Here is a 23,195-nt window from a genome sequence, read left to right as displayed (position 1 = left end):
AGCTGGTCTTTTGAGTTAGGAACGTCCTAATAGTTTCTTAATGAGAGAAATCAGTTTGTATTTCAGAGGATTTGGGTAATAACGGAAGGTCCCCATCTTACGGACGATGTAGCCGTTGAAGTTTTGTTTGAAACGAAGAACACCGTCTGACCCGTCGAAGATTCCTTGAATACCAAGAAAGTTATATCTTGGGATACCACGTTTGATGGTTTCAAGCATCATATATTCTTGGAGAACAGCAGGAGCATAGAACTTATTAAATTCTGTATAAGAGCCACTGAATAAATAGGTGGATTCTTGTGGCATATAGACGAAGAGGCTTCCTGCAAGAATGACGTCTTGATCTCCATATTTTTCTATATATTCTTTCGCTTCCTTCTTTCTCACCTCAAAGGTATCAAACTGGCTAGAGAATTCACGAAGTTGATTTTGTTTTTTCTCTGAATGTGGGTTGACTTCAAGATCTTTCTGTAATTTCTCAATCTTCTGTGCTAGTTTTCCTTGGTCTTTTTCAAGATTCGTGTAGTAATGGTGGAAGTTCAGTGTTGCGATCATGAAATCTGCATTGTCGCCAAAACTGTCATAGAAAGTTTGGTAATAATCCAAGGTCTTATCCTGATAGTCGCGACGGTCACTGGTAGAGGAAGTAATATCCTTAAAGAGTTGCAGTTCATCTCGGTTTAATCGTTTCAGTTCAATACCGAAAGATTTGGCTTTCTTGACAAGTGGCTTTCCTTTTTTACTGAAGCTCTTGAGAAGATTTTTTTCGGTGATGCCCTCCATATCTTTCACATAATGCCAATCACCTTCTCCACCTGGATAACCTGTTGTTAAACCATCATGCTGATAGCCCAAGTTTTTAAGGGTATCCATAAAATGGGTTTGCTCTTCACTGGTTGGATTTCCGTCACTGTCAAAGGTTTGATAGGTATCATAGGGCTTAATAACGAGTTCAATAGCCCCATTTTCTTTCGCATAGTCTTTTAAGGCTGCATAGAAGGGTTCTAGCATAGCCTCCTCTTGGTAAAGGGGGCCAGAATTGATTTCCATATGGAGACCACCTGTCATAGGAAGACTGTACAAGATCGCTGCCACTTGGAATTGATCTTCTTGTTTCCAAGCGATAAATTGGACCGTGTTTCCTCGCTTTTCAAGCAGATCTGCCATTTCAGCAGACTGGATAAAAGAGCGATGGGAGACAGTATTTGCAAATGAGGTAAATTCTTCTTTTGAAATTGTCGTAAGAGTCATGTAACTTATTTACTCCTTAATTTTTTCCGGATCTTGTAGACTTTGTTTACAAGTGGATAGAGTGGACTGATTGGGAGGTTAAATTCCCCAACAAATTCTTCAATGACAGGATTAAATTTAGATTTGAAATGATAGAGACCACCATCGAGTGAATTTTCAATGCCCCCCATATTTTGCCAAGAAGCACCACGATCAAAAGCGTGTTGGGCAGTTTCATACCAGGTGAGGATAGCAGGTTGGTAACGGCGGAATTCTTCATCCATGCCTGCATAAACATTTTCAGACGTCCCACCGAATTCAAGGGTTAAGGTCCCAGATAAAGGAACAACCTGTCTACCTGCTTGGAGATGCTGTTCAAGAAATTGCAGTTCTTCCTCTATCCGCTCTTTTTCTTTTTGATTATTCTCAACCTTGCCAGGCTTTGTTTTTTCTGTGAATTTTTCAGCCTCTGCCTTGTTTTTTTCAAGATCTTTTATAAGGGAGCTTTTCCGTTTCTCGAGATCTAGAGTAGATAAAGTAATGTAGGATTTTCCTTGGTAGGTTGTGAGTAGTTTTTCGTAGTAGTCTTTTCCACGCAAATGAATGCTTTTACGTGCCTCAGTCTTTTTCATGAGAGAAGCAAAGTCCTCTAACAATTCAGTCCCACCAAATTGAACTTGGATCCCTTTGTTTCGAGCGGTTCGGATGGCTTGTCGAGTAGATTTTGAAAGATCTTGCTCAGTGAAAAACTCTATGTGGATATTCGCTTGAAAGCGTGGTTGGATATTTTCTGCCATATCACTGGTTCGGCCAGTCCATTCAACCCCTTCTTTAGTTAAGGTGTCGATGACCGCTTGTACATCAGTGGTTTCCGTATTTTCTTGTCCAATCAATTGTTTACTCAAGAAAAGACTTGGATCAAACTTCACAAATAAGGCTTTGTATTGTTTGGCTATCTTTTTAAGGGACTGGATCACATATGAAACCAGCTCTTTGTTTTGGTAATCCATGATTGGGCCTCGAGGAATGTAGAGCATGGAAAAGCCAAGTGGCAGGGGTTGAATCAAGATGCTTGCAACAGCGACTAATTGGTCTTCTTGATAAAAACCAACCCGTTCATTTCCCCAATTATCTTTGATTTTTGCCCATGAGCTGCTTTGTAAGAGATTGGTTTGGTCACTCTGAATAACAAAGTCGTCATGCTCACTAGCAGAAATTCCTAGCTGGTAATGGTACATTTCTTATAATACCCACTTTCTAATGGCGTATGCAACGCCAGATTCATCATTTGATTTGGTAATAGTTGTAGCAATTTTTTTAAGAGCTGGATTGCCATTTTCCATAACGACAGCATGTCCCACGACTTCTAGCATGGAACGGTCATTTTCTTCATCTCCGATAGCCATGGTTTCATCTTGCTGGATTCCAAGTCGTTCAGCTAGATGAAGAAGGGCAGCTCCCTTATTGGTCGTTTTTCCTAGAATTTCTAAATAAAAAGGGGCTGATTTGACCATGGTGAAGCGGTCCTGAAATTCTTTTGGGATTTTTGCAATCGCAGTATCCAGAATATCTGGTTCATCGATATACATGGCCTTGACAAATTCTTTCTCTCGAACTTCTTCAGGCGTCCGGTAATAAAGGGGCATATTGACCAGTTGAGATTCATGAATGGTGTAGCGTCCGATATCGCGATTGCTGGTATAGATGCCGTCTTTAGTAATAGCATGAGAGTGGATTTGGAGTTTGTTAGCAAGAGACTCGATATCGAGATAGTCCTCATAATCTAAAAGGTCCTTGATGAGTTCTTTTCCAGTAGCGGTTTCTTGAACCAGACCACCATTAAAGGTAATAACATAGTCTCCAGGATCCATCAAATGGAGTTCTTTTAAAAGTTTTGAGACCCCTGCGATAGGACGACCGGTTGTGATCACGATTTTAACGCCTGCGGCTTTAGCGTCTTGAATGGCTTCAAATACGGAAGGTGTGATCTCTTTTTTTGAATTGAGAAGTGTACCGTCGATATCGATCGCCACTAATTTAATGGACATCCGTCTCTCCTGTAAAATAATCATTGGTGATATAGGAAGTGAATTCCTCTACTTGCTTACTGAAAAGTCCATTAACCTCCAGCATTTCTTTTGGGAAATAGAAGCGGTTGTCTCCATAGCGAGTTCCTGCTAAAGCAGCGACGAGTGGAGACAACTGAGACAATTCAGCGAGACTCCCATCTTTTCGGATCATCTCGATCTGGGTCCGCGGTTTTTCAAGCTCTGGTCGATAAATATCGTAGGGCAGGTCAAAATTTTGATGAATAGCTGTGTAGTAGGTTGGATTAAACCCAACCTCTTTGATCAGTTTTTCAAGGATTGCTAAGTCTTTTCGCTTATCTTCTGTAAATAGAATCGATTTGAAGACTTTCCGATTAATATAGCGCTGAGCAAGATCAGACAAGATGGTATCCGGACTATCCATCCAGACTTGGAAATAGGTATTCATCACACCGTCATCTAGATTTAGGTAGTCTTGGATAGTGATCTCTTCTTCAAAAAATGGGATCAAGCGAGGTGAAGTCAATTGAAAATACTCTTTTTGATCTGGATAAATGGTTCTAGCGCGCTTGAGTAGATTTTGAAGGAGGACTTCCATGGCACGAGTAGCCGGGTGGAAGTAGACCTGCATATACATTTGGTAACGGCTGACCACATAATCCTCGACAGCGTGCATGCCATTTTGTTGGAAGGCAATGCCATTTTCAATCGGTCGAATGACGCGCAAAATACGGGTCAAGTCAAATTTTCCATAGGAAGCACCCGTAAAGTAGGCATCCCGTAGTAAATAATCCATTCGGTCCACATCAATTTGACTAGAAATCAATTGCACCACTTGTTTATTGGGATAGGTATGATCAATGACGCTGGCAACACGATTTGGGAAATCAGGTGCCACTTGTAAGAGGATCTGATTGACCTCCGTCTCTGGACTGGTGATGATCAGCTGGGTCATTTTTTCATGATCGGTCCCAAAGAGTCCTTCGAAGGTATGAGAATAGGCACCATGTCCGATGTCATGAAGAAGAGCGGCTGTCATGGTCAGTAAGTTTTCATCAGAGTTCCATTGCTCTGCATACTTTTCCTCAAAAATGGACAGAATGCGTCTTGAAATTTCATAGGCGCCAAGACAGTGAGAAAAACGACTATGCTCCCCACCGTGGAAGGTAAAACCAGATGTCCCCAGTTGTTTGATGCGGCGTAGTCGTTGAAATTCTTTACTATTAATTAATTGATAAATGATGGGATGATCCACATGAACGTAATCATGCACGGGATCGCGAAAGACTTTTTCATTCATGGGTCTATTATAGCAAAAAAAAGCCTATTTTGCGATATAGAGGCTAATAGGGGCAGTCAAAATGCGTAAAATTTGATAGAATAGTAAGGCAAGAAAAGAAGAGAAGGAGACAAAGATGCAGATTCGCATTCAAAATACCATTCGATTTGGAGAAGAAATGGAAATTGTTGATCAGTACTATCAAGGTGAATGGAAGGAAAAAGCAGGTTTTCAATATCTCTTGTATACCAATGAAGAAGATGAAAAGGTTGCTTTGAAATTTTCCAATGATGAATTGGTCATGACACGATTCTCAAGTCCTAAATCCATCATGCGTTTCTACAAAAATGAAGATGGTGGGGCAATCATCCCAACTCCGATGGGCATTCAGCAGTTTTTGATTACAACAGACCTCTTTCAATTAGAAGCAGGTCATTTGAAAGTCTCTTATCGCTTGTTAACTCTCGATGGAGAACAGGAATTTGCTAATTATCAATTACTGGTGGAATGGGAAGAATAGACCTCATTAAATTATTAGAGATCCCGCTTGCTTTATTCTATAAAAATGGTATAATAAAACCACTCAAGGGAGTAGCTGGCGGTTTTCCGCGATAGTGTCGTCATTACGAATTATTTCCGGCACTATATTAAACAGCGAGACTTGTTTTTTTAAAAAACAGGTCTCTTTTTTTGTAAAAAGAGGCCAAAAAGGAGGAGACTGTTTTGTCAAAAGAACAAAATAAAGATTTGTTTTACACGCAATCTTCTGAGGAAGTCCTAAAGAACTTGGATTCATCTGTCGAAGGTTTGTCAACCGCCCAGGCTCAAGAACGCTTAGCGAATTATGGTCGTAATGAGTTGGAAGAGGGTGAAAAACGTAGCCTACTAGCTAAATTCCTTGATCAATTTAAGGATTTGATGATTATCATCTTGCTTGTGGCAGCGGCACTTTCTGTGATTACAGAAGGAATGGACGGTCTAACGGATGCCATGATCATCTTGGCCGTTGTTGTCTTGAATGCTGCCTTTGGGGTTTACCAAGAAGGGCAAGCAGAAGCAGCCATTGAAGCTCTGAAAAATATGTCTAGCCCCATGGCTCGTGTTCGTCGTGATGGCCATGTTATTGAGATTGACTCAAAAGAATTGGTACCCGGAGATATCGTCTTGCTTGAAGCGGGAGATGTCGTGCCTGCAGATATGCGTTTGTTTGAAGCAGCTTCTCTTAAAATTGAAGAAGCAGCTCTTACAGGGGAGTCTGTGCCAGTTGAAAAAGATGTGACAGGACTTGTTGAAGCAGATGCTGGTATCGGAGACCGTGTCAATATGGGTTACCAAAACTCAAATGTAACTTATGGTCGTGGTATTGGTGTCGTAACAAACACTGGTATGTATACAGAAGTTGGTAAGATTGCAGATATGTTGGCTAATGCCGATGAGACTGAAACACCATTGAAGCAAAGCTTGGAACAATTATCTAAAGCCTTGACTTACTTAATTGTTGTGATTGCGGTCATTACTTTCTTAGTTGGTGTCTTCGTTCGTGGAGAGCATCCATTAGAAGGCTTGATGGTTGCGGTAGCCCTTGCGGTTGCGGCCATTCCAGAAGGACTTCCTGCCATTGTAACTATCGTTCTATCTTTGGGAACTACAACCCTTGCCAAACGCAATTCGATTGTTCGTAAATTACCAGCGGTTGAAACTCTTGGTTCAACAGAAATCATCGCATCTGATAAAACAGGTACTTTGACTATGAACCAAATGACTGTTGAGAAGGTCTACACCAACGGTCAATTGCAAAGCTCAGCAGCTGAGATTGCTGCTAGCAACAATACCCTTCGTATCATGAACTTTGCCAATGATACTAAGGTGGACCCATCTGGCAAGTTGATTGGGGACCCAACAGAGACTGCTTTGGTACAGTTTGGTTTGGATCACAATTTTGATGTTCGCGAAATTTTGAAGGATGAGCCACGTGTGGCAGAATTGCCATTTGACTCAGAACGTAAACTTATGTCTACGATCCATAAGGAAGCAGACGGTTCTTACTTTATCGCTGTCAAGGGGGCTCCTGACCAATTGCTCAAACGTGTGACACGTATTGAAGTCAATGGGGAAGTTCGTCCTATCACAGATGAAGATAAGAAAGCTATCCTTGCTACCAACAAAGACTTGGCTAAACAAGCCCTTCGTGTCTTGATGATGGCTTATAAGACAAGCAACGAAATCCCTACCTTGGAATCTGAAATTGTTGAGTCTGACCTGATCTTCTCTGGTTTGGTCGGCATGATTGACCCTGAGCGTCCAGAAGCAGCAGAAGCTGTTCGTGTCGCTAAGGAAGCAGGTATCCGTCCAATCATGATCACGGGTGACCACCAAGATACAGCTGAAGCCATTGCCAAACGTCTCGGTATCATCGATCCAAATGACACAGAAGATCACGTCTTTACAGGAGCTGAGTTGAATGAACTCTCTGATGAAGAATTCCAAAAGGTCTTCAAACAATACTCTGTTTATGCTCGTGTATCACCTGAACACAAGGTTCGGATCGTAAAAGCATGGCAAAAAGAAGGTAAAGTTGTTGCCATGACAGGTGACGGAGTCAACGATGCGCCATCACTTAAGACAGCTGATATCGGTATCGGTATGGGGATCACTGGTACAGAAGTTTCTAAGGGAGCTTCAGACATGGTCCTTGCAGATGATAACTTTGCAACCATTATCGTAGCGGTAGAAGAAGGACGTAAGGTCTTCTCAAATATCCAAAAATCTATCCAATACCTCTTGTCTGCCAATATGGCTGAAGTCTTCACCATCTTCTTTGCAACCCTCTTTGGATGGGATGTTCTTCAACCAGTACATCTTCTCTGGATTAACCTGGTTACCGATACTCTTCCAGCCATCGCTCTTGGTGTGGAACCAGCTGAGCCAGGTGTCATGACCCACAAACCTCGTGGACGTAAATCCAACTTCTTTGATGGCGGAGTCTTCGGAGCTATTCTTTATCAAGGTGTCTTCCAAACCATGCTGGTTCTTGGTGTTTATGGCTGGGCCTTACTCTATCCAGAACATGCGACTCGTGCCGAAATCCATGCAGACGCTTTGACTATGGCTTTTGCAACTCTTGGTTTGATCCAATTGCTCCATGCCTTTAACGTTAAATCGGTTTACCAATCGATCTTTAAAGTGGGACTCTTCAAGAACAAGACCTTTAACTGGTCGATTCCAGTTGCCTTTGTTCTCTTGATGGCGACCATCATTGTCCCTGGATTTAACAAACTCTTCCATGTCTCTCATTTGAGTTTGACACAATGGTTAGCAGTTATGATTGGTTCGCTCTTGATTGTTGTTCTCGTTGAGATTGTCAAAGCCGTTCAACGTGCACTTGGAAAAGATAAAAATGCCATTTAAGCATAAAAAAAGTCATCTTCGGATGGCTTTTTTTGCGGGCAAAATAGACTGGGCATATTTCTTGAGGTACGTGTGGATTTTTGATAAACTAGTCAACAGTTTGAAGAAAGGAAACTTAGTTATGAAAAAGTTTTTTGCTGAAGTAATCGGCACATTTATGCTTGTCTTTATCGGGACTGGCGCAGTTGTTTTTGGAAATGGAACAGAAGGTCTGGGACATTTAGGAATTGCCTTGGCATTCGGTTTATCCATTGTTGCAGCAGCTTACTCAATTGGGACTGTTTCTGGTGCCCACTTGAACCCAGCTGTTTCGATTGCCATGTTTGTGAACAAACGTTTGTCTTCAAAGGACTTGATTAATTATATTGCAGCGCAAGTAGTGGGGGCGGTTCTCGCATCTGCAACAGTTCTCTTCCTCTTGTCAAATTCAGATATGTCAACAGCTAGTCTTGGTGAAAATGCCCTAGCGAAGGGTGTGACTCCATTTGGCGGATTCTTGTTTGAAGTAATTGCTTCCTTTATCTTTATTTTGGTCATCATGACTGTGACATCAGCTACCAAAGGTAATGGGAAAATCGCTGGTCTTGTAATCGGTTTGAGCTTGACTTTGATTATTCTTGTTGGTTTGAACATTACAGGACTTTCTGTTAACCCAGCTCGTAGCTTGGCACCTGCCCTCTTTGTTGGTGGTGCAGCCCTTCAACAAATTTGGATCTTTATCTTGGCTCCAATTGTCGGTGGTGTTCTAGCTGCAATCGTTGCAAAAAATCTCTTGGATACAGAAGAGTAAAAAATTGGTTCCGAAGGAACCAATTTTTTTATAGTTTAAGGATCGTCATGGCTTGAGAAAATTCATGAGCGAGCTGTTTTTTCTTGTATGCTTTAAATTCGGGGAGGTCTTTGATTCTGCGATAGCGTTTGTAAGGATCGTATCGTTTTGGAAAATCATATTCAGGAAAAGCTTCGAAAAATTGTTTGCAGAGCTCCCATTCTCGGACATAGCCTAAAGGTCTGGCATGATAGGTGATGGTGTCAATCGTTGTCGCTGGCATTCGGTGGTGGCTATGACCAAAAATCACCTCTCTGACAGGATATTGTCTAAAGAGCTCATGAAAGGCTTGGCTCCCTAGAAAAGCATTAAAGCGTTCAAAATAAGGGTGGCGCAGGAGAAACTGACTATGAGGAACAAAGTGCATGGCGATGATCAGGGGTTGGTCTACTCGCATGAGCTCTTGTTCCAGCTCTTGCAACAGACGTTGGGTAATGGCTGGATCAGATCCCATTCGTTGGAGGCGTCTGTCAAACCAAAATAGATTTTTGGTTTGGAGATGTTTTTGGGGAGAGATGGCAGGAACAAAACTGTAGTCATACCAGCCCGAAAAGGCAAGAAGCGTATGATTGGAGAAGGGAATCTTTTGAAATTCAAAAGGTCTCATGGCTTCTTCTGATAGGCCCAGCATATCATGATTTCCTAGGCTAAAGGTCACTGGAAGGTGACATTGGAGTTGGTCTAAAAATTCCTGTGACCTCTTTTCAAAGCCGTTGGCAATATCTCCTGCAATATGGAGATGTTGAATTTTTTTGTCCTTGAAAAGAGTGATCAGGGTCTCTATTTCGTCTTTGCCGAAGTTGTTTGAATCAATATGTAAATCGGACATAAAAGCTACTGTTGTCATGCTACCAGTCTAGCATAAGAGGATCTTTTTTTCTAACAATTAGGTTACAAATGAATGGAAAAATGTTGAAAATTAGCTGGCTTGGCAGTGGTCAACCAGCAGACCCAATATTGGAAGGTGGGCAAATAGTGAAGGTTATGATATAATAGACTAGATACATAGAAAGAGGTACTTATGGACATTTCAGAAATTCGTCAAAAAATTGACGCAAATCGTGAAAAATTAGCTTCTTTCAGGGGGTCTCTTTGACTTAGAGGCATTGGAAGAAGAAATTGCCATTTTAGAAAATAAAATGACAGAACCTGATTTTTGGGATGATAACATTGCTGCGCAAAAAACATCTCAAGAATTAAATGAACTCAAGCAGACCTATGAAAATTTCCATCAAATGGTGGATCTATTTGATGAGTCAGAAATCTTACTGGACTTTTTGGCAGAAGACGATTCGGTCAAGGAAGAATTGATCGAGAAGTTGGAGGAGCTGGATAAACGTATGACCAGCTATGAGATGACCTTGCTATTGTCTGAACCCTATGACAATAATAATGCCATCCTAGAAATCCACCCAGGTTCAGGAGGGACAGAGGCTCAGGACTGGGGCGACATGCTTCTTCGGATGTATACTCGTTTTGGAAATGCTCACGGCTTTAAAGTTGAAGTCTTGGACTATCAGGCTGGAGATGAGGCTGGGATCAAGTCTGTGACTCTATCCTTTGAAGGGCCACATGCATATGGTCTTCTGAAATCTGAAATGGGGGTACACCGTTTGGTTCGGATCTCTCCATTTGACTCCGCTAAACGTCGTCATACCTCCTTTACATCTGTTGAGGTCATGCCCGAATTAGACGATACCATCGAAGTCGAAGTTCGTGATGATGATATCAAGATGGACACCTTCCGCTCTGGTGGAGCTGGTGGACAAAACGTCAACAAGGTTTCTACAGGGGTGCGCTTGACCCACATTCCGACAGGGATTGTAGTGGCGTCCACCGTGGATCGGACCCAATACGGGAACCGTGATCGTGCGATGAAGATGTTGCAAGCTAAACTCTACCAATTAGAGCAAGAGAAAAAAGCAGCAGAAGTGGATTCTCTAAAAGGGGATAAAAAAGAAATCACCTGGGGAAGTCAAATCCGCTCCTATGTTTTTACCCCTTACACCATGGTTAAGGATCACCGGACCAACTACGAAGTAGCGCAGGTGGACAAGGTGATGGATGGAGATATCGATGGCTTTATCGATGCCTACCTTAAATGGCGTCTCCAATAACCTCGAGGGAATCAACCAGAAAAGAATGAAAGGAATTTCATTACATGTCAATGATTGAAATGAAAGATGTTGTCAAAAAGTATGACAACGGGACGACGGCCCTTCGCGGGGTCTCTGTCCAAATTGAACCAGGAGAATTTGCCTACATCGTAGGACCTTCTGGTGCAGGGAAGTCGACCTTTATTCGACTTTTATACCGTGAAGTTAAACACGATAAAGGAAGCTTAAAAGTGGCTGATTTTGATTTGGATAAAATCAAAAAACGCGATATTCCTATGTTGCGACGCAATGTAGGAGTGGTCTTCCAAGATTATAAATTGCTTCCAAAGAAAACCGTTTATGAAAATATTGCCTACGCTATGCAAGTTATCGGTGAGCGCCGTCGCAATATTAAAAAGCGTGTTATGGAAGTTTTGGATCTTGTTGGGTTGAAACACAAGGTCCGCTCATTCCCAAATGAATTGTCCGGTGGGGAGCAACAACGGATTGCGATTGCTCGTGCGATCGTCAACAATCCGAAAGTCTTGATTGCGGATGAGCCAACGGGGAACTTGGACCCAGATAATTCATGGGAAATCATGAATCTTTTGGAGCGGATTAATCTGCAAGGGACAACGGTATTGATGGCGACCCACAATAGCCAGATTGTAAATACTTTACGTCACCGTGTCATCGCGATTGAAAATGGTCGTGTAGTGCGTGATGAAGCGGAAGGAGAGTACGGATACGATGATTAGAAGATTTTTCCGACACTTAATCGAATCGCTTAAAAGCTTGAAACGAAATGGTTGGATGACGATTGCAGCGGTCAGCTCGGTTATGATTACCCTTAGCTTGGTTGCTATTTTCGCCTCAGTTATTGCCAATACCATTAAGCTTTCAGATGATATTCAAAACAGTGTGCGGGTTGTAGTATACATGCGCAAGGATATTCAAGATCAGAGCGAGCAGATTGAAAAAGACGGTCAAACCGTGACCAATGAAAACTACCATAAGGTCTACGATGCTCTGACAGCCATGAAGCATGTCGACAAGGTTGATTTTTCTAGCAAGGAAGAACAGTATGATAAACTGATCAAAACGGCTGGGAACAACTGGAAGATTTTTGATGGAGATGCCAATCCTCTCTATGATGCTTATTATGTAGAGACGACTGCTCCAAAATATGTGAAGCAAGTCTCAGCAGATGCTAAAAAAATTGAAGGAGTTTCTGAGGTTAAAGATGGTGGGGTCGATACCCAACGCTTGTTTGCTCTTGGAACCTTCATCCGAAACTGGGGCTTGATTGGTGTAGCTTTATTGATCTTCATCGCAGTCTTCTTGATTTCAAATACCATTCGGATTACCATCATTTCACGTAGTCGTGAGATTAAGATTATGCGACTGGTAGGAGCAAAAAATGGCTATATTCGTGCACCATTCCTTTTAGAAGGTGCTTGGATCGGTCTCTTGGGAGCCTTGGTTCCTTCAGCTTTGGTCTTCTACGTTTATAATGTTGTCTATACGTCAATGAACAATAACTTGGCAGATCAAAACTTGTATCTCTATAGTCCTCATCTCTTGGTACCGATCATGGTCGGTGGCCTCTTTGGATTAGGAATTTTGATTGGGGCGATTGGTTCTTCAATCTCCATGAGACGTTTTCTTAAGATATAATAAAAAAGCAAGTTCGCACTTGCTTTTTTTGTCTACTTCTATGAGGACAGGAAGGATGATAAGGACTCTTTAGGATTGTCTAAAGAAGGGATTGAACATCTTCTCGTGACCAATAGAAGTCTCAGGGCCATGCCCGGGATAGACAGTGTAGGAAGATGGAAGGGTAAAGAGTTCTTCTCTGATACTGCTAAGTATCTGTGCCGCGTTCCCTGTCGGAAGATCGGTCCGTCCAATGGTTTCGCGAAAAAGGGCGTCACCGGATAGAACCAGGTGATCCTCAGGAAAGACGATAGAGACTCCTCCTGCAGAGTGGCCTGGTGTCTCCAGAACATAAAAGTGGAAATCGGCTATTTGGTAATCGGAGCGAATGTCATAAAGGAAGTCGGCCTCCTTGCATACCACATCTTCTAAATCCGCATGACGATCCAAACCAGATAAATTATCGACAGGAGAAGACAACCAACTGGCTTCTGCTGAATGGACATAAACAGGTGGGAAATGATAGGTCTGACGAACCTTTTCAAGACTCATAATGTGATCGTAATGCGTATGGGTTAAAAGAATCGCTACGATTGGTTTTCCGATGCGATCTATTTGTTTTTGAATAGTCGCCCAGTCGCTACCTGGATCGACAAGAATGAGGGAGTGGTCATTTTCAAGGTAGTAGGTGTTTTCATAAGCTACAGGATTAACAGTACGATAGATTTTCATAAGGACTCCTTTCTAGAATAGTGTATCAAATTGCAAGGAAAATAACAGGATTGAAGTCAACATGAAAGGAGAAAAAAATCTGCAGAGCTTGCTCAAACGTGATATAATTTTAAGTATTATGACAAGACAGAAACGGAAATATGCCATTGTGGATCTGGAAGCGACCAGTGCTGGAAGCAATGCTAAGATCATTCAGGTTGGGATTGTCATCATCGAAGATGGGAGGATTACGCAATCCTATGAGACGGATGTGAATCCCCATGAACGATTGGATGAGCATATCAAACAATTGACTGGCCTGACAGATGCTCGCTTGAAAAAAGCACCAGAGTTTGCACAAGTGGCAAAAGAAATTTTTGAATTAATAGAAGATGCCGTCTTTGTGGCCCATAATGTCAAATTTGATGCGAATTTATTAGCAGAAGCCCTCTTTTGGGAAGGATTTGAGCTAACGACTCCTCGGATTGATACGGTTGAATTGTCTCAAATTTTCTATCCGACTTTAGAACGCTACAATTTAGGAGCGCTTGCAGCTGAACTGGAAATTGAGTTGCACCATGCTCACTCCGCTTTAGCGGATGCTATGGCAACAGCCCAGCTACTGTTGAAATTGAGAGAGAAAATTGCGAGCTTACCGAGAGGATTGATCGAAAAACTTCTTTCGATGGCAGATTGTTTGATTTATGAATCACGACTCTTAATAGAAGATGCGCTTGAAGACAGTAGCCTTTTTTTACCAGCTCATTTAGTAGAAGTTCATGGTCTCTATCTGCGCAAGCCACAGCAGTTTTTAGAAAGTCGTCATTTGTCTGAACAGTTTGAACTCAATATGCAGCTGTTGGGAATGGAGGCTTATCCGGAGCAGAGAGAATTTGTTGCCTATATCGAGGATAGTTTGCAACAGCCACTTCCGAGTTTTATTGAAGCGCCAACGGGTATCGGGAAGACCTATGCCTATCTATTAACGCTTTTAGCGAAAACCTCCAAGCGCATTCTTGTCAGTGTTCCAACTAAAATTCTTCAGGATCAAATTATGAAGAAGGAAGGAAAGACTATCCAAGATCTTTTCCAAATTCCCTTTCATAGCCTAAAAAGTCCCAAGGATTACATCCAACTCGATAAATTTTATCAGGCCTTACAGAGTGAGTCAGATAATGGGATGATCCGACGCTTTAAAATGCAACTGTTGGTTTGGCTGACCATGACGGAAACGGGAGAGCTCAGTGAAATTGGTCAACTCTATCGTCATCTTCATTTTGTAGCTGACATTTGCCACGATGGCCAATTGTCGAAACGTTCGCTTTTTTATCAGGAAGATTTTTGGCGTCTCGGCCAGGAAAAAGTGAAAACCAGCCGAGTAATTCTGACCAATCATGTCTATCTGTTAACCCGTCTAGAAGATGATAAGAGTCTACTTCAAGAATCTGTTCTGGTAGTGGATGAAGCGCAAAAACTCTTCTTTGCTTTGGAGCAGTTTTCACAGAGAGAAGAAACCTTGCAATCTCTTCTTCTAAGCTTGCAACACGCTATTGAAGAGGAAAAAGATCTGCTGCAACGGCGTTTGCTGGAAAGTATTCAATTTGAGTTAAATGCCTGCTCTAAGGAAGTTGTACAAGGAAAAACAGCGATCTTATCAGATCAAACAGTGGCAAAAATTCGACAGGATGTATCGGAATTAAAAAACGAATCTCTAGAGAATCTAAGAGAATTGTTTGATGAGCGCTACCAGATTTTTTGGATGGACAAGGAAGTGGTCGAAAGCCACCAGATTCTTCGTCTCCATGGAGGAGTTGAGGACTTGCTATCCTTTAAGGAGTTTGTGCCTGAAGAAGTTCCCGTGCTCTTTGTATCAGCGACGATCGCGATCAGTAAAAAGGTGCATTTACCTGCCCTTTTGGGATACCAAGAGCAGCAAATCTACCGGGTGCCAATAACAGTCAAACAACACCAGGAATTGTTGGTGCCGATAGATTTTCCAGATGTCGTTTCTTTATCTTCCGTGGAGTATGCAGGAGAGATTTGTCAGCTCATCGATGAACTCCTTCCTCTAAGAAAACCAATTTTTCTTTTGTTTACCTCAAAAGAATTGTTACTGGAGACGTCAAACGCATTGAAGTTTCCTCATTTGGCCCAGTATCGAAATGGCGATGCAGCTAATATTAAGCGACGATTTGACCGAGGAGAAAGCTCTATTTTATTGGGAACAGGAAGCTTCTGGGAGGGTGTCGATTTTTCCCAACAAAAAGAAGTGATTCAAATCATCACGCGCCTTCCTTTTGACAACCCCAAAGATTATATGGTTCAAAAGCTGAATACCCAACTCAGAGAACAGGGGAAAAATCCCTTTTATGACTATAGCCTTCCGGTCGCGATTTTAAGGCTCAAACAGGCTATTGGGAGAACCAGCCGTTTTCAAGACCAGGAATCGTTGGTCCTCTTATTGGATCAGCGAGTGGTGACCAAACGATATGGAAAACAAATTTTAGATGGTTTGCAGCAAGTGTTGCCCCTTCATACGACAGTGAGAGAGCGGCTTGTTGAGCAAGCAGCTGCCTTTTTTGAAAGGAATTGAGAGAATGAAAAATAAAGGATTTGGACTTGCAATTGCATTTGTACTGGCTCTTTGCGCCATGTTTTTGGGAACTTTCTTTCCCATCATTGGCTCCAGTGTCTTTGCTTTGATTTTAGGAATTGTCCTCAATGAATTAGTAGATTTGCCGGAGAATTCACGACCAGGACTGAACTGGTCCGGTAAGAAATTATTGCAGTATTCGATTATCTTCATGGGATTTAGCTTGCCGATTGCGACGGTTGCCTCTACAGGCTTGTCTTCTTTGAAGATTAGTCTGCCAACGATAACAGTTGCTTTTCTTGCAGCGATGATCTTTGGGAAAGTCTTCCATCTGAAATCTCACTTACGGACCTTAATTGGATTTGGAACGGCTATTTGTGGTGGATCTGCTATCGCAGCAGCTGCGCCGATCATTGAAGCAGACGAAGAGGAAATTGCCTTATCTATGTCAACTATCTTCTTCTTCAACATTTTGGCTGTCTTTATCTTTCCAGTATTAGGGCATGTATGGCATATGTCTAATTTTCAATTTGGCCTCTGGTCAGGAACAGCTATTAACGATACGTCATCAGTTGTAGCAGCAGCGTTTTCTTATAGTAAGGCGGCGGGTGAAATGGCGACCATTGTTAAGTTGACACGCGCCCTGATGATTGTACCAGTTTGTTTGGGCTTGATCGGTCTAAAATGGTATCGGAGCAAGCAACAAGGAAGAAACAAAGGAATGTTAAAGAAAATTATTCCTTGGTTCATCATCTGGTTTATTGTGGCTTCTATTCTTTCTTCTATTGGCCTGGTACCTAAAGTGGTTCTACCTTACCTAAAGGACCTTTCTCACCTCTTTATGGCCATGGCTTTGGTCGGAATCGGAAGCAAGGTTTCTTGGAAACAGTTCCGTGCAGCAGGAGCAGCCCCCCTTCTAGTAGGGTTGATTGCTTGGTTTTGTGTAGCAGGATCTAGCTTGATTCTACAATTGTTGTTCTATTAATTGATTTGATGATTCTCACAGAAAGGAACGTGAATGAAGAAACATCATTTTTTGACGATTCACCTGGATTATTCGATCATTGGGATTGTCTTCGCCCTTCTCATGATTGGGATTTTATCTGTTTATGTAGCAGTTTCTCATGACTATCCCCAAATGGTGTGGCCTTTTTTAGGGCAGCAATTGGCCTGGATTGGTGTGGGATGTGTCATTTGCCTGATTGTGACGATTTTTAGCACGAAATTTCTTTGGAAAATCACTCCCTTTCTTTACCTGCTTGGCCTGGCCTTGATGGTTCTTCCCCTTGTTTTTTATAATCCCAACTTGGTAGCTTCGACTGGAGCTAAAAACTGGGTGGCTTATGGAAATATCACCTTATTTCAGCCTTCAGAATTTATGAAGATCCCCTTCATCCTGATGCTGTCACGCTCTATTGTCCGATTTTTGCAAAGAAATAAGGGGCGTGAGCGATTATTACGACAAGATTGGTTTTTGATTCTAGAGTTGACCATCTATACGATTCCGGTATTTGCCTTATTGGCTCTCCAGCAGGACTTGGGAACGGCCTTAGTATTCTTGGCCATCTTTGCGGGCTTAGTGCTCGTTTCAGGAGTTTCCTGGAAAATTATCTTGCCGGTCATCTTGCTTCTAGCAGGTGGGCTAGCAGGCTTTCTCTTCCTCTTTCTATCAGAAGGGGGTCGGGCTTTTCTGCACCAGCAAGTAGGGATGCCAACCTATCAGATGAACCGTATTTTAGCCTGGTTAAATCCTTTTGACTATGCACAAACCACCACCTACCAGCAGGCGCAGGGACAGCTAGCCATTGCAAGTGGTGGTCTCTTTGGGCAAGGCTTTAATGTCTCCAATTTATTGGTTCCCGTACGGGAGAGTGATATGATTTTTACGGTCGTAGCAGAGGACTTTGGTTTTGTTGGAGCTCTGGTGCTGTTGATTTTATATGTGACCCTGATTTACCGCATTTTAAAAATTACCCTCCAGTCCAATAACCAATTTTATACCTATATTTCCATTGGATTTATTATGATGCTGGTCTTTCATATTTTTGAAAATGTTGGAGCAGTAACGGGTCTTCTCCCCTTGACGGGGATTCCCCTCCCCTTTATCTCACAAGGTGGATCCTCTATTATTAGTAATCTGATTGGTATTGGTCTGGTCCTCTCAATATATAATCATAGTAGCAAAAAGAAAGAGCCAGAAGAAGGGCCTCCAATCCGTAAAAAAGTAGTTCTTAAAAAGGCGCAATAGATAGAAAGAAGGAATGAAAATGAAAAAAGTAGCAACGATTTTAGCAAACGGTTTTGAAGAAATTGAAGCCTTGACCATTGTCGATGTTTTGAGACGGGCTGGGATCGACTGTGACCTTATTGGCATGGAAGAAACGGTCACAGGTTCTCACCAGATCACAGTGGAAGTCGACCGCCTCTGGAATGGGGACCTGTCAGATTATGATGGAATCTTCTTACCAGGTGGGATGCCAGGAGCTGCGAATTTGCGGGATAATCCGGAATTGATTGCAGCTCTCCAAGAAGAAAGTAGGAAAGGAAAAATCATTTCTGCGATTTGCGCAGCACCAATTGTCTTGGCGCGTGCCGGCCTCTTAAAAGATAAACACTATACGTGTTACGATGGTTTTGAAGAAGAGATTCAAGATGGGCACTATCAGAAAGAAACAGTGGTGAAAGACGGGAATCTCTTGACCAGTCGTGGTCCTTCAACTGCGCTTGCCTTAGCCTATGCCTTGGTAGAGCAATTTGGAGGAGATGCCCAAAGCCTTCGTCAAGGAATGCTCTATCAAGATGTCTTTGGAGATGCTTAAAAAAGCTCTTTTGGACACCATATTTTCTGGTAAAAGTTCACATTCTATGACGGAAAATGACTTCTCTATGATTTAAAATGAAATGACCGTAAAAAATGGCTAAAATCCCCCCTAAATGAGGGTTTTAGCTTATTTTTTTTGTCCATTTGTGGTATAATATTGACTATGAATTATCATGATTTTATATGGGATCTTGGTGGGACGCTATTGGATAATTACGAAACGTCCACAAATGCCTTTGTAGCGACATTGAAGGACTTTCACATCCAAGCCGATCATGATTCTGTTTATGCAGCATTAAAAATCTCAACACAGGATGCAATTCAAACCTTTGCACCACATATTTCAAATTTTCGTACGGAATACAAGAAAAAAGAAGCCTTGGGCTTGCAAGAGCCGGTCTTATTTGAGGGGGCAAAAGAGTTACTAGAAGAGATCCAAGCACATGGAGGACGCCATTTTTTGGTATCTCATCGGGATCGCCAAGTTTTAACCCTTATTGAACAGACAGGCATTGCACCCTACTTTACGGAGATTGTAACAGCAGACGAGGGCTTTCCTCGAAAACCAGACCCAGCCTCTATGCTTTATTTGAAGGAAAAATATGGCATTCAAGACGGTCTGGTCATCGGAGATCGTCCGATCGATATAGAAGCTGGGAAGGCTGCAGGACTTTCACCCTATTTATTTGATTCCATGCCACACTTACACCAGTTTATATTTGAATAGAAAAGGGAAATTATGACAGAGGATAAACAGCAAGAAAATCAAGCACAAGAATATGATGCCAGTCAGATTCAGGTCTTGGAAGGACTAGAAGCCGTTCGGATGCGTCCGGGGATGTATATTGGATCGACCTCAAAAGAAGGTCTTCATCATCTGGTCTGGGAAATCGTGGATAACTCGATCGACGAAGCCTTAGCTGGTTTTGCTAGCCATATTGAAGTTTTCATTGAAGCAGATAATTCGATCACGGTTGTCGATGATGGTCGTGGAATCCCAGTGGATATCCAAGAAAAGACAGGTCGACCTGCCGTTGAAACTGTCTTTACTGTGCTTCACGCGGGAGGAAAATTTGGCGGAGGCGGCTACAAGGTTTCTGGTGGTCTTCACGGGGTAGGGTCATCCGTCGTCAACGCCCTCTCCACATCCCTCGATGTTCGCGTCTATAAAAATGGCAGTATCCATTACCAAGAGTATCGACGTGGACACGTTGTGGATGATTTGAAAGTCATCGGGGAGACAGATCGGACAGGGACAACCGTCCACTTTATTCCAGACCCAGAAATCTTCACGGAAACCACCGAGTATGATTTTGAAAAATTAAATAAACGGATTCAAGAATTAGCCTTTTTGAATCGTGGCTTGCGTATTTCTTTGACGGATAAGCGAGAAGGCATAGAGCAAGAAAAGCATTACCACTACGAAGGTGGGATCTCTAGTTACGTCGAATACATCAATGAAAACAAAGATGTCATCTTTGAAAAACCAATCTACACAGATGGTGAAATGGATGATATTACAGTTGAAGTAGCTATGCAATATACCACAGGCTACCATGAGACGGTCATGAGTTTTGCGAATAACATTCATACCCATGAAGGTGGAACGCATGAACAGGGCTTCCGTACAGCTCTCACTCGTGTGATCAATGATTACGCTAAGAAAAATAAACTCTTAAAAGAAAACGAAGACAATCTAACTGGGGAAGATGTTCGAGAGGGCCTAACAGCAGTGATCTCTGTTAAACATCCAAATCCACAGTTTGAAGGACAAACCAAGACCAAACTTGGAAATTCAGAAGTTGTTAAGATTACCAATCGACTCTTTAGTGATGCCTTTTCTGATTTCCTTTTGGAAAATCCGCAAATTGCTAAGAAAATCGTCGAAAAAGGGATTTTAGCAGCGAAAGCTCGCGTAGCTGCTAAGCGAGCGCGTGAGGTGACCCGTAAGAAATCAGGGCTTGAGATTTCCAACCTACCTGGTAAATTGGCAGATTGTTCTTCAAATAATCCACAAGAAACAGAACTCTTTATCGTCGAAGGGGATTCAGCCGGAGGATCTGCAAAATCTGGTCGAAATCGGGAATTCCAAGCGATTTTACCAATCCGCGGTAAGATCTTGAACGTTGAAAAAGCAAGTATGGACAAAATTCTAGCCAATGAAGAGATCCGTAGTTTATTTACTGCTATGGGAACTGGATTTGGTGCAGAATTTGATGTTACAAAAGCGCGTTATCAAAAATTAGTCATCATGACCGATGCCGATGTCGATGGCGCTCATATCCGAACCCTTCTGTTGACCTTGATCTATCGCTATATGAAACCAGTCTTGGAAGCGGGATATGTTTACATTGCGCAACCACCAATCTATGGGGTCAAAGTCGGTAGTGAAATCAAAGAATATATCCAACCTGGTGCCAACCAAGAAGCCGAATTAGCTGCAGCTTTGGAACGTTATTCAGAAGGTCGCTCAAAACCAACCATCCAACGCTATAAAGGTCTTGGAGAAATGGATGATCACCAATTATGGGAAACAACCATGAATCCAGAACACCGCTTGATGGCACGAGTATCAGTAGACGATGCTGCGGAAGCAGATAAGATCTTTGATATGTTGATGGGGGACCGCGTGGAACCACGTCGTGAATTTATCGAAGAAAACGCTGAATATAGTACACTCGATGTATAAAATTCACCGAACGCTTCCCATTAATGGATATTTTATGGTATAATTACTAGGATTACGTTCAAGTAATACGATGAAGGAGTTTTTATATGTCTAGTGGACTAATTGTTCTCATCTTTATTGTCGCCCTTATCTTGATTGTAGGATATGTGGTTGCAGTCATTTTGAGAAAACGAAATGAAGCCTTACTGGCAGCACTGGAAGAACGAAAAGAAAAGTTATATAACCTTCCGGTCAACGATGAAGTAGAGGCCGTAAAAAACATGCATTTGATTGGTCAAAGTCAAATTGCATTTCGTGAATGGAATCAAAAATGGGTAGATTTATCCTTAAATTCATTTGCTGATATTGAAAACAATCTGTTTGAAGCGGAAGGCTATAACAATTCTTTCCGTTTCATGAAGGCTAAACAAGCCATTGATAATATCGAAAGTCAGATCCAATTGATCGACGAAGATATCAAGGCGATTCGCAAAGCCCTTTCTGATCTGGAAGAGCAGGAACAAAAGAATAGCGGACGTGTGGTTCATGCCTTGGATATGTTTGAGGAACTTCAAAAAGAAGTCACTTCAGACCCAGATCGTTATGGCAGTGCACTTCCTGAAATTGAAAAACAAATTGGAAATATTCAATCTGAGTTTTCACAATTTGTAACCTTGAATTCTTCAGGTGACCCTGTTGAAGCGGCTGAAATCCTTGATACAGCTGAAAATCATATTGTAGCCTTAAAACAAATTGTTGAGCGAGTGCCAGAAATTGTCACTGCTCTTCAAACAAAACTTCCTGATCAATTAGAGGATTTGGAAAGTGGCTACCGCAAGCTTTTGGAATCTGGATACCACTTCACTGAAACAGATATTGAATCTCGTTTCCAACAGTTGCATGCTTCTTTGAAGAACAATATGGCAAATGTATCTGCCCTTGAATTGGACAATGCCATTTACGAAAATGAACAAATTCAAGAAGAAATCGATGCATTGTATCACATCTTTACTCGTGAAATTGAATCACAAAAAGTTGTGAAGAAGTTAGTGAAACAACTGCCTGGCTATTTGAAACATGCTAAAGATAACAATAGCAAGCTTGCGGCAGAAGTGGAACGTCTCGGTAAAACATTTGTCTTGAATGAAAGCTTCAGCCAACAGTTAAAAGAGTTGGAAGCTGAGCTATCTTCACAAGAAAATGTGGTAGAAGATGCCTTGAAAGATTCATCTGAAACACAAAAGGCCTATTCTATCGTAGAAGAAGAGTTAGAAGCTATTGAAGCTCGCTTGAAAGAAATCGAAGATGAGCAAATTGGCTTAAGTGATTCCCTTTCAAAAATTGAAAAAGACGATGCCAATGCTCGCCAAAAAGTCAACATCTATGCCAACCGTTTGCATGCCATTAAACGCTATATGGACAAACGGAACTTGCCAGGAATTCCTCAAGAATTCTTAGAAATTTTCTTCACTGCAAGTAACAATACAGAAGCTTTGATGGATGAGTTAGAAGGGGATAAAATCAACATCGAATCAACCAATCGTTTGTTGGAAATCTTGACCAATGATATGAATGAATTGGAAGAAGCGGCGTATCGAATTGTTCAAAATGCGACATTGACAGAACAATTGTTGCAATACTCGAACCGTTACCGTTCATTTGATGATCATGTACAGGCAGCCTTTGATGAGTCCCTTTATATTTTCGAAAGAGAATATGACTATGCGGCTTCCTTCAAAGTCATCTCAGATGCTTTGGAAATGGTAGAAGCAGGCGTAACTGATCGCTTTGTTACTTCCTATGAAAAAACCCGCGAGCAAATTCGCTTTTAATAACAGAAAAATGACCTTTTAGGA

The 23,195-nt window shown here is 41.9% G+C and carries 19 protein-coding genes; 13 read left to right on the top strand and 6 right to left on the bottom strand.

All coding sequences use genetic code 11. The features are described 5' to 3' along the window. Positions 1-15: 15 nt before the first annotated feature. The 4 genes from NML76_RS09600 to NML76_RS09585 are packed head-to-tail and all read right to left on the bottom strand — an operon-like array spanning position 16 to position 4,578. Positions 16-1,251, bottom strand: a complete 1,236-nt coding sequence (locus tag NML76_RS09600) for an aminoacyltransferase (RefSeq protein ID WP_254733390.1) — start codon at positions 1,249-1,251, stop codon at positions 16-18. A gap of 5 nt (positions 1,252-1,256) precedes the next feature. Then, positions 1,257-2,468, bottom strand: a complete 1,212-nt coding sequence (locus tag NML76_RS09595; protein WP_254733389.1) for an aminoacyltransferase — start codon at positions 2,466-2,468, stop codon at positions 1,257-1,259. 3 nt (positions 2,469-2,471) lie between these two features. Next, on the bottom strand, positions 2,472-3,278 hold the full coding sequence (yidA, locus tag NML76_RS09590) for a sugar-phosphatase (protein WP_155173002.1): 807 nt from the start codon (positions 3,276-3,278) through the stop codon (positions 2,472-2,474). Continuing rightward, positions 3,268-4,578 carry an HD domain-containing protein gene (locus tag NML76_RS09585; protein WP_254733388.1) on the bottom strand — a complete coding sequence of 437 codons (1,311 nt, stop codon included), beginning with the start codon at positions 4,576-4,578 and terminating at the stop codon, positions 3,268-3,270. The genes yidA and NML76_RS09585 overlap by 11 nt, the downstream gene beginning before the upstream one ends. A gap of 115 nt (positions 4,579-4,693) precedes the next feature. On the opposite strand from NML76_RS09585, the gene NML76_RS09580 reads away from it, so the two are divergent. The 3 genes from NML76_RS09580 to NML76_RS09570 all read left to right on the top strand — a co-directional run bounded on the left by NML76_RS09580 (position 4,694) and on the right by NML76_RS09570 (position 8,755). Continuing rightward, positions 4,694-5,077 carry a DUF1934 domain-containing protein gene (locus NML76_RS09580; RefSeq protein ID WP_049483366.1) on the top strand — a complete coding sequence of 128 codons (384 nt, stop codon included), beginning with the start codon at positions 4,694-4,696 and terminating at the stop codon, positions 5,075-5,077. Positions 5,078-5,280: 203 nt separating this feature from the next. After that, positions 5,281-7,965 (top strand): cation-translocating P-type ATPase, encoded by a 2,685-nt coding sequence (locus NML76_RS09575; protein WP_254733387.1) that lies wholly within the window; start codon positions 5,281-5,283, stop codon positions 7,963-7,965. A gap of 121 nt (positions 7,966-8,086) precedes the next feature. After that, complete coding sequence (locus NML76_RS09570) at positions 8,087-8,755, top strand: MIP/aquaporin family protein (RefSeq protein WP_254733386.1); 669 nt, start codon at positions 8,087-8,089, stop codon at positions 8,753-8,755. Between the two features lie 28 nt (positions 8,756-8,783). Here the strand turns inward: NML76_RS09570 and NML76_RS09565 are convergent, their stop codons facing one another. After that, entirely contained in the window at positions 8,784-9,641 is an 858-nt protein-coding gene (locus NML76_RS09565) for a metallophosphoesterase (RefSeq protein ID WP_254733385.1), read from the bottom strand. Between the two features lie 174 nt (positions 9,642-9,815). Between NML76_RS09565 and prfB the strand changes: the two genes are divergently transcribed. From prfB to ftsX, 3 genes are all read left to right on the top strand, one after another. Beyond that, a protein-coding gene (gene prfB / locus NML76_RS09560; RefSeq protein WP_100209015.1) for a peptide chain release factor 2 occupies positions 9,816-10,911 on the top strand; the annotation gives its coding sequence in 2 pieces (ribosomal slippage) (positions 9,816-9,887 and positions 9,889-10,911; 1,095 coding nt in all). A gap of 44 nt (positions 10,912-10,955) precedes the next feature. Continuing rightward, positions 10,956-11,648 (top strand): cell division ATP-binding protein FtsE, encoded by a 693-nt coding sequence (gene ftsE / locus NML76_RS09555; RefSeq protein ID WP_003008021.1) that lies wholly within the window; start codon positions 10,956-10,958, stop codon positions 11,646-11,648. Further along, entirely contained in the window at positions 11,641-12,567 is a 927-nt protein-coding gene (gene ftsX / locus NML76_RS09550; RefSeq protein WP_042759907.1) for a permease-like cell division protein FtsX, read from the top strand. The genes ftsE and ftsX overlap by 8 nt, the downstream gene beginning before the upstream one ends. Positions 12,568-12,636: 69 nt before the next feature. Here ftsX and NML76_RS09545 read toward each other — a convergent pair whose 3' ends face one another. Beyond that, positions 12,637-13,278, bottom strand: coding sequence for an MBL fold metallo-hydrolase (locus NML76_RS09545; RefSeq protein ID WP_129824063.1), 642 nt, complete (start codon positions 13,276-13,278; stop codon positions 12,637-12,639). A 61-nt stretch (positions 13,279-13,339) separates the two neighbouring features. Between NML76_RS09545 and NML76_RS09540 the strand changes: the two genes are divergently transcribed. The 7 genes from NML76_RS09540 (at position 13,340) to ezrA (ending at position 23,171) form a co-directional block, all read left to right on the top strand. Further along, positions 13,340-15,850 (top strand): bifunctional DnaQ family exonuclease/ATP-dependent helicase, encoded by a 2,511-nt coding sequence (locus NML76_RS09540; protein WP_302851200.1) that lies wholly within the window; start codon positions 13,340-13,342, stop codon positions 15,848-15,850. Positions 15,851-15,854: 4 nt separating this feature from the next. Further along, a complete protein-coding gene (locus NML76_RS09535) occupies positions 15,855-16,835 on the top strand; it encodes a YeiH family protein (protein WP_254733384.1) in 981 nt (326 codons plus the stop codon). A gap of 33 nt (positions 16,836-16,868) precedes the next feature. Then, the gene (locus NML76_RS09530; RefSeq protein WP_118396707.1) at positions 16,869-18,098 is read left to right on the top strand and encodes an FtsW/RodA/SpoVE family cell cycle protein; all 1,230 of its coding nucleotides are present in this window, start codon (positions 16,869-16,871) and stop codon (positions 18,096-18,098) included. A 19-nt stretch (positions 18,099-18,117) separates the two neighbouring features. Continuing rightward, entirely contained in the window at positions 18,118-18,669 is a 552-nt protein-coding gene (locus NML76_RS09525) for a DJ-1 family glyoxalase III (RefSeq protein WP_024055774.1), read from the top strand. A gap of 165 nt (positions 18,670-18,834) precedes the next feature. Further along, entirely contained in the window at positions 18,835-19,398 is a 564-nt protein-coding gene (locus tag NML76_RS09520; RefSeq protein WP_195189480.1) for an HAD-IA family hydrolase, read from the top strand. 12 nt (positions 19,399-19,410) lie between these two features. Further along, entirely contained in the window at positions 19,411-21,360 is a 1,950-nt protein-coding gene (gene gyrB / locus NML76_RS09515; RefSeq protein WP_195189481.1) for a DNA topoisomerase (ATP-hydrolyzing) subunit B, read from the top strand. Between the two features lie 86 nt (positions 21,361-21,446). Continuing rightward, entirely contained in the window at positions 21,447-23,171 is a 1,725-nt protein-coding gene (ezrA, locus tag NML76_RS09510) for a septation ring formation regulator EzrA (protein WP_223141727.1), read from the top strand. The last annotated feature ends 24 nt before the right edge of the window (positions 23,172-23,195 follow it).

The organism is Streptococcus sp. CF8_Ac1-9, assembly GCF_024295565.1.
Taxonomy (GTDB): domain Bacteria; phylum Bacillota; class Bacilli; order Lactobacillales; family Streptococcaceae; genus Streptococcus; species Streptococcus parasanguinis_X.
This window is presented reverse-complemented; position numbering and strand designations above follow the sequence as displayed.